The sequence below is a fragment of the Sinomicrobium kalidii genome (assembly GCF_021183825.1).
Taxonomy (GTDB): domain Bacteria; phylum Bacteroidota; class Bacteroidia; order Flavobacteriales; family Flavobacteriaceae; genus Sinomicrobium; species Sinomicrobium kalidii.
Genome location: NZ_CP089211.1, coordinates 5,240,996 through 5,259,002, shown reverse-complemented (window position 1 = coordinate 5,259,002; position 18,007 = coordinate 5,240,996). Strand labels below are relative to the sequence as shown.

Below are 18,007 nucleotides of genomic sequence, written 5' to 3'. Positions count from 1 at the left end.
TATTTTAACTTTGTTTAATGCCCATACAACGCTATTTTTACACAAATCTTATGGAACAGCATGTTAAAATCGACAGACATACAGCTTGAAGGTGAAATACGGTTTGATGATCTTTACCGGAATATTTATGCCACAGATGCTTCCGTTTACAGGAAACTCCCCATGGCCGTTGCATATCCCCGTACCAAAGCAGACATCAAGAAACTGATAACATATGCTGCTGAAAACAGGCTCTCCCTGATTCCGCGTACGGCAGGGACCTCACTTGCAGGGCAATGTGTGGGAGAAGGGATCGTAGTAGATGTTTCCCGGCATTTTACAAGGATTTTTAATGTCAACAGGGAAAAAAGGACCGTAGATGTAGAACCCGGGGTTATTCGCGATGAACTGAACCGGTATCTCGAACTGTACAATCTTTTTTTCGGGCCGAATACGTCCACGTCCAATCGTTGCATGATAGGAGGGATGGTGGGAAACAATTCGAGCGGTACCACGTCGATCCGGTATGGTGTGACAAGGGACAAGGTATTGGAAATCGAGGCTGTTTTGTCTGACGGTTCGGAGGTTATTTTTAAATCGCTGACAGAAAAAGAATTTAAAGAAAAACTTGAACTTGATACCCTTGAAGGAAATATATACAGGAAATTAAATGAAAAACTAAGCTCTGAAGAAGTACGGCAAAACATTAAGGAAGCTTATCCCAAACCTGAAATTCACCGGCGAAACAACGGGTATGCCCTGGACGAAATAATAAAACTGAAACCTTTTGAAACGGAAGGGGAAGATTTTAATCTCTGCAAACTCATATGCGGCAGTGAAGGTACGTTGGCTTTTATCACGAAAATAAAGCTGAAACTGGAAGACCTGCCCCCAAAACACAGTGTCATGGTAGCCGCTCATTTTGAGAGTATAGAGAACTGTCTGAATGCCGTGGTGCCCGTAATGCAACATCACCTGTTTACCTGTGAGATGATGGACAAGGTGATCCTGGACTGTACCAAAAACAACAAGAGCCAGATGCCCAACCGCTTTTTCATAGAAGGCGATCCGGAAGCGATACTGATGCTGGAGTTGAGGGCCGACGATCAACAGGAACTGGAAACTAAAAAAGACCGGCTTGTAACGACCGTTCGGGAAAGCGGGCTGAGTTATGCTTTTCCCGTATTGTACGGAGATGACATTCAAAAAGCCCTCGAATTGCGCAAGGCGGGATTGGGGTTACTCGGAAATATTGTAGGCGACAAAAAAGCCGTAGCCTGTATTGAAGATACTGCCGTGGCCCTGGATGACCTGGCGCCCTATATTGCCGAATTTTCCGCGTTGATGAAAAAATACGGACAAAGGGCGGTCTATTATGCCCATGCCGGTGCCGGAGAACTGCACCTGCGGCCGATACTCAACCTGAAAGCTTCGGAAGATGTGGTCCTTTTCAGGAAAATTACCACGGATGTGGCTTACCTGGTAAAGAAATACAACGGTTCCCTGAGTGGTGAACACGGGGACGGCATAGTGCGTTCGGAATTTATAAAACTGAAGTTGGGTGAAGACAATTACCGGCTCCTTTCGGATATAAAATCCGTATTTGACCCCGAAAATATCTTCAACCCCGGAAAAATAGTCCATTCCCCTCCGATGGATGCCTCACTGCGGTATGAAAAGGACCGTATTGAACCCGAAATAAAAACCTTCCTTGATTTTTCAGACACGGAAGGCGTATTGCGGGCTACGGAACAATGCAACGGCAGCGGCGATTGCCGGAAAACACATCTTTCTGCCGGTGCCATGTGCCCAAGCTATCACGCCACCAAAAACGAAAAGGACACCACCCGGGCCAGGGCCAATACCTTGCGGGAATTCCTGACCCGGTCAGACAAGGAAAACAGGTTTGATCACCCGGAAATCAAGGAAGTACTCGACCTTTGCCTGAGCTGCAAGGCCTGTAGCAGTGAATGCCCCAGTAATGTGGACATGGCCACCCTCAAAGCGGAATTTTTATACCAGTACCAAAAGGAAAACGGCACCAGTCTGAGAGATAAGGTCTTTGCCTATAACACACAGTTTAACCGTGCCGGGGCCCTGTTTCCATGGCTGGTCAATGAAATATACAGTAACAACATCACCGGGGGATTGCTCAAAAACGCGTTCGGTATTTCCGGAAAGCGAAGTCTTCCTCCCGTAAAACCTTTTAAAAGGCCCGGAACTGTAGTCAGTACAGCATCTGAAAATATTAAAGTAAAAGGTGAGGTAATCCTGTTTATTGATGAATTTTCCAACTACTTAGATGGAAATATCGGCAATGATGCTGTAGTGTTATTGGACAGACTCGGTTATCGTGTAAAAATTTACAAGGGACAAAGCGGACGTACTTTTATTTCGAAAGGGTTCCTGAAGCAGGCTGCTAAAATTGCTGATAAAAATATAGCTAAACTTCATGGCACGGTTTCGGAGAACCTTCCCCTGATCGGGCTGGAACCTTCGGCCGTCCTGTCATTCCGGGACGAATACATGAGACTTGCTACCGACAAGAAAGGTGCGGAGCAACTGGCCCGGAATGTTTTCCTGATAGAAGAATTTATAGCTTCGGAAATAAAAAAGGGAAATATCACCGCCGCACAGTTCACTTCGGAAGCCCGGCAGGTGAAAATACACAACCACTGTCACCAGAAAGCCTTGTCCGGCCAGAAAGTGACATTCGACATGCTTAACCTGCCGGAAAATTATAAGGTAAGTATCATAAACAGCGGTTGTTGCGGAATGGCCGGATCGTTCGGATATGAAAAGGAACATTATGAGCTGAGTATGAAAGTAGGGGAGTTGCGACTTTTTCCGGCGGTCCGTAATGCCGAAGGTGATACGGTAATAGCAGCAAACGGCACCAGTTGCCGGCACCAGATACTGGACGGAACGGGCAAAAAGGCCAAACATCCGGTCACGATCCTGAAGGAAGCATTGATAAATTGAAGAATCCCCGCGGGACCTTTTAAACTTTAAATTTTCCCTTTCCTTTACGGCAGGTTTTTTATGATCTCTTCTACCGAGGCTCTTTGAGTATAGTCCGGGTTGAATTGCTTGAACACTACCGTGCCGTCCGTATCGATAATAAATGTTGCCGGAACGGGTAGTACGGCCTCACCGGAAGCATTGGCCTCCGCAATGGAGGTGCCCAGTTTTTCCTGTACCAGGTTCTGGTAGTCTTTCGTGACATCAAAATCCACATCAAAAGCTTCGATAACTCGCCCGTCGGGGTCTGAAAAGATAGTGAATTCCGCGCCTGTGTTTTCCACGGTCTTTGCCACATTATCGTAAGATTCCGGGGTGATGGCTACGAGTTTTGCTCCTTTTTCCTCAATTTGTTTGGCTCTGGAAGCAAAGTCCGAAAGGTACTTGTTGCATACAGGGCACCAATATCCCCTGTAAAACAAAACAACCACAGGCTGGTCTTTATACAGATCTGCCAAAGCCACTTCTTTTCCGTCCTCCCCGACAAAAGATACTTCGGGGGCAGGATCGCCTTCTTCCAGCCCTTCGGGAAGATCCCCGTTATCCATGCCGAATTTGGCATAATCCACGGCCGGTTTGGCTACGGTATCTACCGCTTCCTGTGTGGTGGTTTCTTCCGATTCCTGTTTCTGCTCCCGTTTACACGCTATTAAAACGGCAAACAGGGCCAATGTCCAAAGAAATTTCATGTGATAAGTATTTTAGTGTGTTGTTAAAGTCTTTACAAGGTAAGGAGAAAAAAGCGAAGCCCGGCCAAAAGCATAAAAAAAGTCCCGATAGTTGTTCCGGGACTTTTAAAGCGTGCTTTAACAGGGATATTTTATTGGTCTCAGTTTAGGGTGTCAAACCCTGCAATTTTATTGCAGTACTTTAGTAGTGCGAAAAAATTATAATCCAGGTTATTGAGTTATGAAGTTATTGAGTTATTTAGTCAACACACAATAACTCAATAACTCAATCCACCTAATAACTTGGTGATTTTATTGCTTTCTAAAAAGGGGGGCTTTTAGTCCCCGGTAAAGAAAACCTCTGCACTGAAAGGTGCAGAGTGGTTTATTCCTTTTCAAGAAGAAAGCGCTTCAATTCTTCATAATTGCTGATATTGAGTTTGACCTTGTCTTTGCCCATAACGGCTTTGATCTGTTCCGGTATGGCGACATTGACTCCGAGGGTTTCTTCTACAATATCAAGAAACTTTACGGGATGGGCGGTTTCCAGGAATATTCCGGTCTTTCCGGGATTGTCCTTGAGGTACTCCTTTAATCCCAGATAGCCTACTGCTCCGTGAGGGTCTGCAATGTAGCCTGATTTTTCATAAATGCGGGACATGGCATCGCGGGTAGCTTCATCTGTAAAACTATAAGAGGAGAATCTGGCTTTTAATTCGTCCAGGTCATTGTCAAATAAATGCTGAATACGCACAAAATTGCTCGGATTGCCCACATCCATGGCATTGGAGATGGTTTGCTGCGACGGTTTCGGGCTGTAAACGCCACTTTTGAGGTATTGCGGAACAGTGTCATTAATGTTCGTGGCGGCAACGAAATGGTATGCCGGCATTCCGAGCCTGTGGGCCATGATCCCTGCACAGATATTGCCGAAATTTCCGCTGGGTACGGCAAAGACCACATCTTTGTTTTTATCTTTTAACTGTTTGTAGGCAAAAAAGAAATAAAACATCTGCGGGAGCCACCGGGCTACATTTATCGAATTGGCCGAAGTGAGGTTCTTTTCCCTGAGTCCTTCGTCCAGAAAAGCAGTTTTCACCATATCCTGGCAGTCGTCAAACGTGCCGTTCACTTCCAGGGCAGTGATGTTTTGTCCTAATGTGGTGAGTTGTCTTTCCTGTATATCGCTTACCTTGCCCTTCGGATAGAGGATCACCACATTTACGCCTTTTACGCCCAGGAACCCGCTGGCTACCGCACCTCCCGTATCGCCCGAAGTGGCCACCAATACGTTTACTTTTCCGCCGTCCTGTTTTTTGTTCCTGTTAAAATAGCCGAGGCACCGCGCCATAAAGCGGGCGCCCACGTCTTTAAAGGCCATTGTAGGGCCGTGAAAAAGTTCCAGGGCATACACGTTGTCTTCAATTTCCCGTAGCGGGAATTCAAAGGACAGTGTTTCCCTGACGATATTGCGGAGTTCTCCTTCCGGAATTTCATCACCTGCAAACTGTTTAATGGCCCGGTAGGCAATTTCTTCGTCAGGGAGATTCTCCAGGGCTTTGATGCTTGCCGTATCTAATGCCGTTACAGATTCCGGGAAATATAAACCCTTGTCCGGGGCAAGTCCCCTTATCACGGCCTCCCTGAAGGAAGCAGTTTTACTTTTATGGTTTAAGCTGTTGTAATTCATTCTTTTTTACAAGTTGAGATGTTTCAATATAAATTTTACGCGTTCTTCCACATTGGTTTTGGGAAGCACTACCGGTTTATAGTTCAGCCGGGCATAGGTCTCCGTCATCACTTCGTAGGTCTTCAGGGCCTCTTCAAAATCCTGTTTCCGTTCACCGTCGGTTCTGTAGATCTCTTCCCATGGAGGAAATATAAACACTTTGGAATGATAACGATAGGTGTTGACATCGGTTTCCAGTTTTTCGGAAGCAGGGATATCCTCAAGAATAGAATAGGCCAGGGTATCGGGAATCCCGCGGTCAAAAAACAACGGTTTTTCTTCATGATGCTGCCTGGCCGACAAATAAGAGTCCACTGACCGGTCCAGCATAAGGTCCCTGTATTTTTGCCTGTTTTTCCAGGGCAGGGCATCGCCGTTTCTGTCCATTTGCTCCCGGATGATCTTCCTGGCTACTTCGGGTACGTGGTCATACCCGTGCTTTTGAAGCGCCAGCAGGGTAGTGGTCTTTCCCGATCCCGGCCCGCCCGTAAAAACATAAAAACTACTTTTTTCCCCGTAGTTGTTCATATATACGCGGTTTTAAGTTTTATGACAATACCCTTACGCCTTCAGGATTTATACCGGAAATGTGTATGTCGAATGCCACGTCGGAGTCGGCATAGACCCCGGCCATGGCTTCTGCCACTTTTTTGGCGGTATCTTCTCCCTTGCTCAACGCAAATATGGAAGGCCCTGAGCCCGATATTCCGCTGCCAAGGGCTCCTGCCGTGAGGGCCGCCTCTTTGACTTCCATAAACCGGGGAATAAGCAGACTCCGCAGCGGTTCGATAATCCCGTCGTGGAGGGATCGGGCAATGAGATCGTAATCTTCGGTGTAAAGTCCGCTTACCAATCCGCCCACATTGCCCCATTGCTGGATGGCTTTTTTCAAGGGTACGGAATGTTTTAATACGGAACGGGCATCTGCCGTTTTTACCTCGATCTGCGGATGGATAATGGATGCATAAAGTGCCCCGGGAGTGTGCAATTTTACCACATCCAGCGGTTCATAGCTTCGCACCAGGGAAAAACCGCCCAAAAGGGCAGGGGCTACATTATCGGCATGGAGTGCTCCGCTTGCCAGCTCTTCACCTTCCATGGCAAAGGGGATAAGCTCCTTGACGGACAAGGGCTCCCCGAGCAGTTTGTTGATACCGAATACCGCCCCTGCGGCACTGGCGGCACTACTGCCAATGCCGCTGCCGGGTTTTATTTTCTTGTAGATATCAATGTCAAATCCCTGTACGCTTCCCAGGGCCTTTAGCATAGCCAGGGCAGCAACCCCGGCTACATTTTTCTCCGGGTCAAGGGGCAGGTCCTGGCCTTCGATCCTGGAAATGGTCACCTTACCGTTTCCGGTCTTGCGTATCACCATTTCGTCACCTACATTGTCGAGGCAAAGCCCCAGTACGTCAAATCCGCAGGAGACATTGGCGATGGTAGCCGGGCAAAAAATTCTTATTTCGTTCATAATGTTTTTTTATTACGTCTCGGATAGAGACACATGGCCGTGTGTCTTTACGAGAATGTAAGATCGTTTTAAAAATTACCTGCCCGGATGATATCTGCAAAAATACCCGATGCGGTAACATCTGCACCGGCACCTGCCCCTTTGATGAGGAGAGGTTGTTCGTTATACCTTTCGGTATAGAACAGCACAATGTTGTCTTTTCCTTCCAGGTTGTAGAAAGGGTGGTCTTTCGGGATATGCTGAAGGCCCACACTGGCCTTCCCGTTTTCAAACTGAGCCACATATTTCAGTCTGCATTCATTTTCGGCGGCTTCTGCATATATATTGTCAAAATGGGATTTGTGTTTTACAAGCGATGTAAAAAAATCGTCTGCCGATGCGGTGTCCAGGGTTTCCTGAGGAAGGAAGGACTCGTTTTCTATATCGTCGATTTCCAGTTCGTACCCGCTTTCCCTCGCCAGGATGAGTATTTTTCGCATTACGTCGATACCACTGAGGTCAATTTTAGGGTCCGGTTCGGTATATCCTTCCTTCTGTGCCTGTTTAACCACTTCTTCAAAAGAACTCTTATCGTCAAAATTATTGAAAACAAAGTTAAGGCTACCGGACAATACGGCCTGGATCTTATTCACTTTATCGCCGGAAGCGATCAGGTTTTTCAGGGTGTCGATAACAGGAAGGCCGGCACCTACATTGGTTTCAAAAAGGAAAGGGGCGTTGTATTTCCTGGAAAGGTTTTTCAGTTCGGAATAGTGTTCCAGGTCAGAAGAACAGGCTATTTTGTTACAGGTTACCACGGCTATGCTGTTTTTCAGGTAACCGGCGTATGTACCCGCAACAATATCGCTTGCTGTATTATCTACAAAAATGCTGTTTCGCAGGTTCATAGCTTTTACCTTCTCGAAAAACTTTTCTTTATCGGCGGTTTCCCCGTTATCGAGGAGTGTTTTCCAGTTTTTGAGCGCAATACCTCCGTCTTCAAAATACATTTTCCGGGAATTGGAAAGCGCAACAACCCTGATATTCAGCTTTAGCTTTTCCCTGAGATATTTTTTTTGCTGGTCGACCTGGTTCAGGAATTTTTCTCCCACATTGCCCACACCCATCACAAAGATATTGAGTTGTTTTACATTATCCTCAAAGAAACGCTCATGGAGGGTGTTCAGGGCTTTTTTAACGTCAGCTTTGTCGATCACTGCGGAGATGTTCCTCTCGGAAGCCCCTTGTGCAATGGCCCTGATATTTACGTTGTTTTGTCCGAGAGCACTGAACATCTTGCCGCTGAGCCCCTGGTGGCTTTTCATGTTATCGCCGACCAGTGCCACGATAGCGAGGTTGTGTTCTACGACGACGGGGTTTATTTTTCCGGCGGCCATTTCATATTCGAATGCTTCGTTAATAGCTTTTTCCGCTTTTTGCATATCACTTTCTGCTATTCCGATACAGATGGAATGTTCTGAAGAGGCCTGGGTGATCAGGGCCACATTGATATTGTGAAGGGAAAGCACCTCGAAGAAGCGTTTGGATATTCCCGAAATGCCCACCATACCACTGCCTTCCAGCGACAGGAGCGCTATATTGGCTATATGGCTGATCCCTCTTACCGGACGGGCCGCACCGTTGGTATTTTTTCGTATCCGGGTACCTTTTTCTTCGGGATTGAACGTATTCCTGATATGAACGGGGATGCCCCTGGAAAGTACAGGTTGTATTGTGGGCGGGTACAGCACCTTGGCCCCGAAGTGGGAAAGCTCCATAGCTTCTTCATAAGAGATATCGGGAATAGCAAAGGCCTGTTTGACCAGTTTCGGGTTGGCGGTGTACATGCCGCTCACATCGGTCCATATTTCCAGAACGGAAGCGTTTACGGCCCCTGCCATGATGGCGGCAGTATAGTCCGAACCGCCTCTCCCCAGGGTAGTGGTGTTCCCTCCGGCCGAGGCCGCCACAAAACCGGGGACCACAATAACTTTGTAGGTAACTGTTCCGAAATAGGTTTCACAACGGTGATCGGTCTCTTTAAAATCTACTGCGGCCTTACCGTAATTTTCATCAGTCCGGATTAGTGTTCTGCTGTCTTTGTGGATGCAGTCCAGTCCTTCGGAAATAAAGAATTCACTGATGATGTATGACGACAGAAGTTCGCCGTATCCCAGTATTTTATCCAGCAATTTGGGAGTGGTCTCTCCAATCAGAAAGGCACCTTCCAGCAGGGTTTCCAGGGTGTTGAGCTCCCGCTTTACTGCACTCAATGCCTTGCTCTGAGAAGCCACAGGGAGCAGTTCCTGTATGGTAGTCAGATGATGTTTTTCGAGTTGTTCCAGAATTTGCGTATAATTCTCATCGCGCAAAGAAGCCTGGTCGGCTGCCCGGAGCAGGAGGTCGGTAACACCCCCGAAGGCAGAGACAACAATTATTTGTTTATTGTCTTTGGCGTTGTTTTCTACGATTTTTTTTACCAATTTTATGCGTTCAGCATCGGCTACGGAAGATCCTCCGAATTTTAAAACTTTCATGTGTAAAAAAGTTGAGTTATATATATGATTTTAAAGGTTTGAATTTGGTTCAAACAAAATAAGGACGGACGATATGAAATGAAATTATACCCCGAAAGGGGTAATACCGGTAATAATAATGTCAAAAGAAATACACTCAGATGCAGAAATACATCCCGTTGAAGTTATTGATGATATGTGTAAATTCTTTGACACTGAATTGAATTATTTACAGTTCAAATGTAGTACATTTACCAAAAGAAGCAAACATTTTTTTAACTTTTGCGAAATTCTTAACATCAGGCATAAAAAAGCAAACAATGAATATTTTTTCTCTGGAACAGATACGTGAAGCTGACAGATTGACAATTTTAAACCAAAATATTACCAGTAACGCATTAATGGAGCGGGCGGGAATGAAAGTTTTTGAATGGCTGCACCGGAGGTTACAGGGTAACCCGGTAACGATTCATGTGTTTTGCGGCATCGGGAACAACGGGGGAGACGGTCTTGTTGTTGCCCGTCATTTGGTAGAAAGCGGATATCATGTAAAGACCTATGTACTGGATTTCAGTAAAAAGCGATCGGACGATTTTCTGCTGAACCTGGACCGGATTAAAAGTATGAAACACTGGCCCGAACACTTCAGCGGTGAAAAAGGGGAAGAACTCCCCGAACTGAAGAAAGAAGACATCATTGTGGACGCCATATTCGGGGTGGGGCTCAACCGTCCGCCCTCGGGATGGTTGGGAGATGTTATAGCTCATATTAACAACTCCGGTGCTTTTGTACTTTCGGTGGATATGCCTTCAGGACTTTTTATGCATGCCGCACCGGAAAAGGGAGCGCCGGTCGTAAGGGCCGCCCACACCCTGACCTTTCAGGCTCCGAAACTGGTTTTTCTGCTTCCGGATACGGGGATTTACACGGATTCCTGGGAAGTTATGGATATCGGTCTTGATGCCGCCTACCTGCAAAGTGTGGAGCCCGAAGCCGTTCTCATAGGTAAAGGGGAGGCCCTGTCGCTCTATACGCCCAGAAAAAAGTTTTCCCACAAGGGCACTTATGGCCATGCCCTGTTAATAGGAGGGAGTTACGGAAAGATCGGTGCTTTGTACCTGGCGGGAAAAGCCTGTTTGACCGTAGGAGCGGGATTATTGACCGCCTACGTGCCCAAATGCGGATATACAGTGTTGCAAACTGCATTACCTGAAGGTATGGTGCTCACCGATGCCAATGAAGATCATATTTCCACCATAGCTTTTGACATGACCCCTACGGTTATAGGAATAGGGGTAGGACTGGGTAAACACCGTGCCACAGTAGATGCTTTCAAGGCATTTTTGCGGAAAAATTCCACACCGCTGGTAATTGATGCGGACGCACTGAACATTCTTTCGGAGCACCGGGATTTATTGGAATTGCTTCCCCCGCAATCAGTATTGACACCCCATCCGGGGGAACTGGAACGGCTGATAGGAACGTGGAAAGACGATTTCGGGAAACTGGAAATGAGCAAAGAATTCGCAAAGAAATACGATATCGTACTGGTTATAAAGGGAGCACATACGATTTCAATATATGATAACAAGCTATACATAAACACCACGGGAAACCCCGGAATGGCTACGGGAGGTAGCGGCGATGTGTTAACAGGTATGATCACAGGGCTTATGAGCCAGGGATATCCGGCCTTGCACGCTGCTGTATTCGGGGTTTACCTGCACGGAAAAGCAGGTGATATTGCTGCTTCAGGTACCGGGTATGAAGCCCTTATCGCTTCGGGGATCATAGCTGCTGTCGGGGAAGCGTATATGGACTTTTTTGCCCGCCCGGAAAATTCCCCGGAAAAAGAACAGGCTCCGGAAAGCAACTGAAAATTATAAATACCTATCAGCTTCCGGAATACTTTTGCTACAAAATCAGATTTGCGGACATTGCCTGCTAATGCGTTGGAGTTCCCGGTTTTTGTCTTTCCCGCCTTCTGTCCATACAGTGAAAAAAGGATTAACCTTTTCACTGTTAAGTATTTCGGTTGATATAAAATAATCAATTTACCCGGGGATTCGAATGTTATAAAATGCAAAATCCTTATTTTTTGGAAATGCTAATAAATAATTAGCAATAAAAACTTGGATTTTTTGACGTGAATATGGAATTTTGACCGATTTTTAACTGCTGACAGCATGAGGGATACACATTATATAAGTACGGACGTACTGAATCTGGAACAATTACTGGATATTGTTAAAAATAATAAGAAAATAGCGCTTTCCGATGAGGCGAAGCTAAACATAAAAAAATGCAGGGCGTACCTTGATGAAAAACTGAAAAACCAGAAAGAACCCGTTTATGGTATCAATACCGGGTTCGGTTCCCTTTACAATATCAAGATATCCGGAGAACACCTGAACAAACTCCAGGAAAACCTGGTGGTCTCGCATGCCTGCGGAACAGGGGAGAAGGTCCCTGTGGAGGTTGTGAAGTTAATGTTGCTGCTCAAGGTACAATCGCTTTCGTACGGGCATAGCGGGGTACAGTTATCTACTGCACAGCGCCTCATTGATTTTTTTAATAACGATATCCTGCCCGTGGTCTATACCCAGGGGTCACTGGGGGCTTCGGGCGACCTGGCACCTCTGGCACATCTTTCCCTGCCGCTTATCGGTAAGGGGGAAGTGTATTTTAAAGGAAAAATAGTTGCTGCGGAAGCCATGATGCACAAAATGGATTGGGCGCCTGTACAACTACAGTCCAAGGAAGGTCTTGCCCTCCTGAATGGTACCCAGTTTATGAGTGCCTATGGGGTTTCACAGGTGATCCGGGCTTACAAGCTCTCTTTTCTTGCCGACCTGATAGGATCGATTTCCCTCGAAGCTTATGACGGCAGGAAAGAACCTTTTGATGCCTCCATACACCTTATCAGACCGCACCGGGGACAGGTAAAAACCGCCGAGCGCATTTCGGGTTTTCTGGAGGGAAGTGAACTGATAGTGCGCAAAAAGAAGCATGTGCAGGACCCTTATTCGTTCCGTTGTATGCCGCAGGTACACGGGGCAACAAAAGATACCCTCAACTTTGTACGAAAGACGTTCAAGACAGAGATCAACTCGGTTACGGACAACCCGAATATTTTTCTGGAAGAAGATAAAATAATCTCCGGGGGGAATTTTCACGGGCAAACCCTCGCTTTGGCCCTGGATTATCTGGCCATATCGGTTGCAGAACTGGGTAATATTTCCGAACGGCGAACCTACCAACTGGTTTCCGGACTGCGGGAATTACCCGCATTTCTCGTAAACGATCCGGGCCTTAATTCCGGTTTAATGATCCCCCAGTACACTGCCGCCAGTATAGTGAGTCAGAACAAACAACTGGCCACCCCGGCAAGTGTTGACAGTATTGTGTCATCCAACGGGCAGGAAGATCATGTGAGTATGGGGGCCAATGCGGCAACGAAATGCCTGAAGGTGCTCGATAATGTGGAGCGCATACTGGCTATAGAACTGATAAATGCTTCCCAGGCACTGGTATTTCGTGAACCGGCAAAAACGTCACCTTTCCTTCAGGAATTTTTAGAGGCTTTCCGGGAGAAAGTTCCGTTTATCAGCCAGGACAGGATATTGCATAACGATATTGTTGCAGCTACCGATTTTCTGCAGAATTACGAGATAAATGAGGAAATGCTTGCAGATTAGTATGGGAATTTGTGCCTGATGACATACAAGCACGGGGGATTAGCCTGAGGGGATTTCCCCCGTGTTTATCGTCTTTTCAATCCATACCTGCGCACTTTCCAGATTGTAGAAATACTTAAAGGGCCTTTTGCAGAACAATCCTTCTATTTTGGAGCTGAGCCTTTGTGCAGAAGAGCTGACCACCACAGCCATTGCAACAAAATTCTCGATGTTTTCCGATTCTATGTATGCAAAGGGATCTACGGAATAGGAATATATCCTGTTGGAAATATAACCGAACGGCTGGTCCTTAAAGTGTTCGAGGCAGAGAGAAATCAAAACCCTGTTTTGCTTGGCGGCAAAATGCACACCTTCGTTGATCTCACTGATAACAAAGTTTTCGTGAAATTCAAGACTTCCGAAGTCCAGTTTTATTCGCTTAGGCATAATGCAGGGTCGTGCCACGGTTAAAAAAAGGCATGAAAATAATTACAGTATAAACATACTTTTAAGAACAGTGCGAAATTAAGCTGACTTACAGGGAAATAGAAAAAAATCGGACGAAAGGCAGATTTTTTCGAAGAAAAAGCGTTTCCCGGTGCTCCGGTATTCCCGAAAAGACAGGTAAAACCAGTAAGGGGAAGGGGGATTTTGTTTCCGTTCAGTGACCGGGGATAAAAACATATCCCCGGAGAATACGGAACCGGAAAACGGACCAATGGTTACTGCGGATGGTATTTTAACTGTTTTTCAATAGATCTGATCATCAATGAAGCCACATCTTTATCAGTAGCCGTTTCAATACCTTCGAGCCCGGGAGAGGAATTTACCTCCAGCAGCAAAGGACCTTTGGAAGAACGGATAATATCCACCCCTGCAACCCGGAGCCCCATGGCTTTAGACGCTTTTACCGCCATCCTTTTTTCCGCGGCCGTAACCTTGATCAGGGAAGCCGTGCCGCCCAGGTGCATGTTGGCACGGAATTCTCCGGGAGGAGCTTCCCGCTGCATTGCGGCCACTACCTTCCCGTCTATCACAAAACACCGGATGTCCTTTCCGTTGGCCTCTTTGATAAATTCCTGTACCAGGATATAGGCATTCAGGCTTTTAAAGGCATTAATAACACTTTCCGCAGCTTTCTTGGTCTCTGCCAGAACCACGCCTTTGCCCTGGGTCCCTTCGAGGAGTTTGATGATCAATGGGGAACCGCCTACCATTTTTATAAGGTCGTTGGTGTCCAGAGGGGAATTGGCAAATCCGGTAGTGGGGATATCGATTCCGTTATTGAGGAGGAGTTGCAGTGAAAACAACTTGTCCCTGGACTGGCTTATGGCGGTGGCACTGTTCAGACTGAATATTCCGAGAGATTCGAACTGCCATGTAAGCGAGCAGCCGTAATAGGTCATTGCAGGACGGATACGCGGAATTATGGCATCCAGTTCATTTAATATTTTACCTCCCCGGTAATGTATTTCAGGGGTTTTGGCGTCCAGTTTCATATAGCATTGGCGGATATTAAAAAACTGCATGTCATGCCCCATGCGTTCTCCGGCTTCTATGATCCTGCGGTTACTGTAAAGATCGGGATTGCTGGCAAGCAGCCCGATTTTCAGTCCGTTGGCACTGTTTGACTTTAGTTTATAGGTGCTTTCCACATCCTCATCAGACAATTCCCCGAGCTGGAAACTGCTTTCGGGATCTACAAGCATACGGCCTATCATGGCTTCCCGCCCGAGAAGCATGCGGTAGCCCATGCTGTCCCTGTTGGTCAGGGTAAGTTCAATATCCCATGACGATCCGTTTACATGTAGTGAAGTTTTTATGACATACCTGTTTTCACGGGTTCCCGTGGAACTTTTTACCACGCGCTTGTCGGTAACCAGTGCTTCGCAGTGAATCAGTTTTTTGCCGTTGTTCTGTATGGGGAACACCTCAAAGGTAACCCAGGTTTCGTTGTTTCGCTGAAACGGGTTAATATTCACGGCATGCAGGGCAGAAGTTTTTGCTCCGCTGTCCACACGTACTTTTATGGCCGGAATTTCGAGCTGGGGCAGTGCAACCCATTCTTCACTGCCTACTATGGTTTTGTTCTCTATCATGGTGTGTGTTTACAGTAAAAACAAATGGTCTGAATAATGGCACAAATAAACTACAAACAATCTGAAAGTCTAAGGGAAAAAAATTAAATTTTTGTTTCCTGGTTTAAGGGAAAATGAAAATTCGACTTTCATTGACGTACACCAACAACAAAGCCGCACTTTATCCCCTGTAAAGGTAAAGTACGGCTTCGTTCTATTTTACGACAAATGGTGATTTTTATAAATTAACTGTTCGTAGGTTCTTCTGCTTTTTTTATGGCTACCGTCAATTCGTCTTTTTTCTTGTCGAGGTCCATGTAAATACTGTCTCCTTCGGCAAGTTTGGAAGCGATGATCTTTTCGGCAAGCGCATCTTCTATGTATTTCTGAATGGCCCTTTTCAGCGGACGTGCCCCGTATTCCTTATCAAAGCCTTTTTCGGCAATGTAGTCTTTTGCGCTGTCGCTCAATGTAAGGACATATCCGAGGTCTTTGATACGGTCGTAAAGCCTTTCCAGTTCAATATCAATAATCTTGTGGATGTCGTCTCTCTCCAGGGAATTGAAGACGACCACATCATCTATACGGTTCAGGAATTCGGGAGCAAAGGCTTTTTTCAGTGCATTTTCAATAACGCTCTTCTGGTAATCGCCTTCCTGTGCCTTTTTGGCCGCTGTTCCAAAACCTACACCCTGGCCAAAGTCCTTGATCTGCCGGGCACCAATGTTGGAAGTCATTATTATAATGGTATTCCTGAAATCCACTTTTCTTCCGAGGCTATCGGTGAGGTATCCGTCATCCAGGACCTGTAGGAGCATATTAAAGACATCGGGATGCGCTTTTTCCACTTCATCCAGGAGAATAACGGCATATGGTTTACGCCGTACCTTTTCCGTGAGCTGTCCGCCTTCCTCATAACCCACATATCCCGGAGGTGCTCCGATCAATCTCGAGATGGCGAATTTTTCCATGTATTCGCTCATATCAATACGAACGATAGAATCTTCGGAGTCGAACAGTTCCCTGGCAAGCACCTTGGCAAGCTGGGTTTTTCCAACGCCGGTCTGACCGAGGAAAATAAATGAGCCGATGGGTTTGTTCGGGTCCTTGAGTCCGGCACGGTTTCGTTGAATGGCTTTCACCACTTTGCTCACCGCTTCGTCCTGGCCGATAACCTTTCCCTTGATGAGATCGGGCAGTTTTGCCAGTTTACTGCTTTCTGCCTGGGCAATCCGGTTTACGGGAATTCCGCTCATCATGGAAACGACATCGGCAACGTTATCTTCGCTGACGATCTCCCGGTGGAGTTTGCTTTCTTCCTCCCATTTTTCCTGGGCGGTAGCGAGTTCTTTTTCCAGACGTTTTTCATCGTCGCGCAGCTTGGCGGCTTCTTCGTATTTCTGTTTTTTGACCACCGAATTTTTCAATACCCTCACATCTTCCAGTTGTTTTTCAAGCTCCAGGATCTGCTTGGGGACCTGCATATTGGTAATATGTACCCTCGAACCTGCTTCGTCCAGGGCGTCTATGGCCTTGTCGGGGAGGTAACGATCGGTCATATACCTGTTGGTAAGCTTTACACAGGCGTCTATGGCCTCTTCGGTATAATCCACATTGTGGTGGTCTTCGTATTTTTCCTTGATGTTATGGAGAATCTCTATCGTTTCTTCTACGGTAGTCGGCTCCACGATCACTTTCTGGAAACGCCGTTCCAGTGCGCCGTCCTTTTCGATATATTGCCTGTATTCGTCCAGTGTGGTAGCTCCCACGCATTGGATCTCTCCCCGAGCAAGAGCGGGCTTGAACATATTGGAAGCGTCGAGACTTCCTGTTGCTCCACCGGCACCTACTATGGTGTGGATCTCATCAATGAACAGGATAATGTCGTCGTTCTTTTCCAGTTCGTTCATCACCGCTTTCATTCTTTCCTCAAATTGTCCGCGGTATTTGGTACCGGCTACAAGTGAAGCCAGGTCAAGTGTAACCACTCTTTTATTATAGAGTATACGGGATACTTTTTTCTTGACAATACGCAGTGCAAGTCCTTCGGCGATGGCACTTTTACCTACACCGGGTTCTCCCACGAGCAGGGGATTGTTTTTCTTTCTCCTGCTGAGTATCTGGGATACCCTTTCAATTTCCTTTTCCCTTCCTACTACAGGGTCCAGTTTACCTTCTTCGGCAAGTTGGGTCAGGTCCCGGCCGAAATTGTCCAGCACCGGGGTTTTGGACTTTTTGCTGGATTTCCCTCCGGAAGGATTGTTGAACGGATTATCCCTTGAAGGCTCATCCGCAGCTCCCGGTTCGTCCGAATACGATTCGGCGGAGGGGAGGTCTATATATTCATCTTCGCTTGTGCTCATAAATTTGAATTGTTCTTTGACCGCATCGTAATCCACCCGTAACTTGTTCAGAAGTTTTGTTGTCGGGTCATTCTCATTCCTGAGTATACACAACAGGAGGTGTGCGGTATTAATTGATGAACTCTGGAAAAGCTTGGCTTCCAGAAAAGTGGTTTTTAAGGCACGTTCTGCCTGTCTGGTGAGATGTAAGTTTTTCTTATCATTGGAAACAAAGGAGGAACTGGAGTTCGCCGGACTGAGAATTTCTACTTTTCTCCGCAGCGTATCCAGGTCTATGTCCATTGCGTTAAGTATATTGATCGCTTTACCACTACCATCGCGTAATAGTCCGAGCATAAGGTGTTCCGTGCCAATAAAGTCATGGCCCAAACGCAGAGCTTCTTCCTTGCTATAGGCTATAACATCTTTTACTCTTGGTGAAAAATTGTCATCCATAATATTATCTCCTTTCAAATATCCCCGGGGTGTTTTTCGGTACAGCTAACGGGGAGTCAGGTTTAAAAATAATAAAAATCTACAACACTAT

11 protein-coding genes are annotated in these 18,007 nt (G+C 46.4%); 3 read left to right on the top strand and 8 right to left on the bottom strand.

Translation table 11 applies throughout. The features are described 5' to 3' along the window. Window positions 1-60: 60 nt before the first annotated feature. Complete coding sequence (locus LS482_RS21210) at window positions 61-2,961, top strand: FAD-binding and (Fe-S)-binding domain-containing protein (protein WP_233029599.1); 2,901 nt, start codon at window positions 61-63, stop codon at window positions 2,959-2,961. A gap of 44 nt (window positions 2,962-3,005) precedes the next feature. On the opposite strand, the gene LS482_RS21205 is transcribed toward LS482_RS21210, so the two are convergent. The 5 genes from LS482_RS21205 to thrA all read right to left on the bottom strand — a co-directional run bounded on the left by LS482_RS21205 (window position 3,006) and on the right by thrA (window position 9,384). After that, complete coding sequence (locus LS482_RS21205) at window positions 3,006-3,689, bottom strand: peroxiredoxin-like family protein (protein ID WP_233029598.1); 684 nt, start codon at window positions 3,687-3,689, stop codon at window positions 3,006-3,008. A 364-nt stretch (window positions 3,690-4,053) separates the two neighbouring features. Then, window positions 4,054-5,358: a threonine synthase gene (gene thrC, locus LS482_RS21200; protein ID WP_233029597.1), complete on the bottom strand. Its 1,305-nt coding sequence runs from the start codon at window positions 5,356-5,358 to the stop codon at window positions 4,054-4,056. A gap of 6 nt (window positions 5,359-5,364) precedes the next feature. After that, window positions 5,365-5,925 carry an AAA family ATPase gene (locus tag LS482_RS21195; protein WP_233029596.1) on the bottom strand — a complete coding sequence of 187 codons (561 nt, stop codon included), beginning with the start codon at window positions 5,923-5,925 and terminating at the stop codon, window positions 5,365-5,367. Window positions 5,926-5,944: 19 nt separating this feature from the next. Further along, window positions 5,945-6,868 carry a homoserine kinase gene (locus tag LS482_RS21190; RefSeq protein WP_233029595.1) on the bottom strand — a complete coding sequence of 308 codons (924 nt, stop codon included), beginning with the start codon at window positions 6,866-6,868 and terminating at the stop codon, window positions 5,945-5,947. A gap of 68 nt (window positions 6,869-6,936) precedes the next feature. Next, window positions 6,937-9,384 (bottom strand): bifunctional aspartate kinase/homoserine dehydrogenase I, encoded by a 2,448-nt coding sequence (thrA, locus tag LS482_RS21185; protein ID WP_233029594.1) that lies wholly within the window; start codon window positions 9,382-9,384, stop codon window positions 6,937-6,939. Window positions 9,385-9,683: 299 nt separating this feature from the next. Here thrA and LS482_RS21180 point away from each other — a divergent pair, with 299 nt between their 5' ends. Together LS482_RS21180 and hutH are read left to right on the top strand one after the other, a co-directional pair. Beyond that, window positions 9,684-11,240, top strand: a complete 1,557-nt coding sequence (locus tag LS482_RS21180) for an NAD(P)H-hydrate dehydratase (RefSeq protein ID WP_233029593.1) — start codon at window positions 9,684-9,686, stop codon at window positions 11,238-11,240. Window positions 11,241-11,549: 309 nt separating this feature from the next. Continuing rightward, entirely contained in the window at window positions 11,550-13,061 is a 1,512-nt protein-coding gene (hutH, locus tag LS482_RS21175) for a histidine ammonia-lyase (RefSeq protein ID WP_233029592.1), read from the top strand. 39 nt (window positions 13,062-13,100) lie between these two features. Here hutH and LS482_RS21170 read toward each other — a convergent pair whose 3' ends face one another. The 3 genes from LS482_RS21170 to LS482_RS21160 form a co-directional block, all read right to left on the bottom strand. Further along, window positions 13,101-13,487: a hypothetical protein gene (locus LS482_RS21170; protein ID WP_233029591.1), complete on the bottom strand. Its 387-nt coding sequence runs from the start codon at window positions 13,485-13,487 to the stop codon at window positions 13,101-13,103. A 275-nt stretch (window positions 13,488-13,762) separates the two neighbouring features. After that, window positions 13,763-15,139, bottom strand: a complete 1,377-nt coding sequence (gene rimK / locus LS482_RS21165; protein WP_233029590.1) for a 30S ribosomal protein S6--L-glutamate ligase — start codon at window positions 15,137-15,139, stop codon at window positions 13,763-13,765. A gap of 224 nt (window positions 15,140-15,363) precedes the next feature. Continuing rightward, window positions 15,364-17,916: an ATP-dependent Clp protease ATP-binding subunit gene (locus LS482_RS21160; protein WP_233031865.1), complete on the bottom strand. Its 2,553-nt coding sequence runs from the start codon at window positions 17,914-17,916 to the stop codon at window positions 15,364-15,366. Window positions 17,917-18,007: the final 91 nt, after the last annotated feature.

What these genes read in the sequence shown, in the direction of transcription:
- LS482_RS21210 (WP_233029599.1), top strand. Translation starts at nt 61, where the DNA reads ATGTTAAAATCGACAGACATACAGCTTGAAGGTGAAATACGGTTTGAT.
- LS482_RS21205 (WP_233029598.1), bottom strand. Translation starts at nt 3,689, where the DNA reads ATGAAATTTCTTTGGACATTGGCCCTGTTTGCCGTTTTAATAGCGTGT.
- thrC (WP_233029597.1), bottom strand. Translation starts at nt 5,358, where the DNA reads ATGAATTACAACAGCTTAAACCATAAAAGTAAAACTGCTTCCTTCAGG.
- LS482_RS21195 (WP_233029596.1), bottom strand. Translation starts at nt 5,925, where the DNA reads ATGAACAACTACGGGGAAAAAAGTAGTTTTTATGTTTTTACGGGCGGG.
- LS482_RS21190 (WP_233029595.1), bottom strand. Translation starts at nt 6,868, where the DNA reads ATGAACGAAATAAGAATTTTTTGCCCGGCTACCATCGCCAATGTCTCC.
- thrA (WP_233029594.1), bottom strand. Translation starts at nt 9,384, where the DNA reads ATGAAAGTTTTAAAATTCGGAGGATCTTCCGTAGCCGATGCTGAACGC.
- LS482_RS21180 (WP_233029593.1), top strand. Translation starts at nt 9,684, where the DNA reads ATGAATATTTTTTCTCTGGAACAGATACGTGAAGCTGACAGATTGACA.
- hutH (WP_233029592.1), top strand. Translation starts at nt 11,550, where the DNA reads ATGAGGGATACACATTATATAAGTACGGACGTACTGAATCTGGAACAA.
- LS482_RS21170 (WP_233029591.1), bottom strand. Translation starts at nt 13,487, where the DNA reads ATGCCTAAGCGAATAAAACTGGACTTCGGAAGTCTTGAATTTCACGAA.
- rimK (WP_233029590.1), bottom strand. Translation starts at nt 15,139, where the DNA reads ATGATAGAGAACAAAACCATAGTAGGCAGTGAAGAATGGGTTGCACTG.
- LS482_RS21160 (WP_233031865.1), bottom strand. Translation starts at nt 17,916, where the DNA reads ATGGATGACAATTTTTCACCAAGAGTAAAAGATGTTATAGCCTATAGC.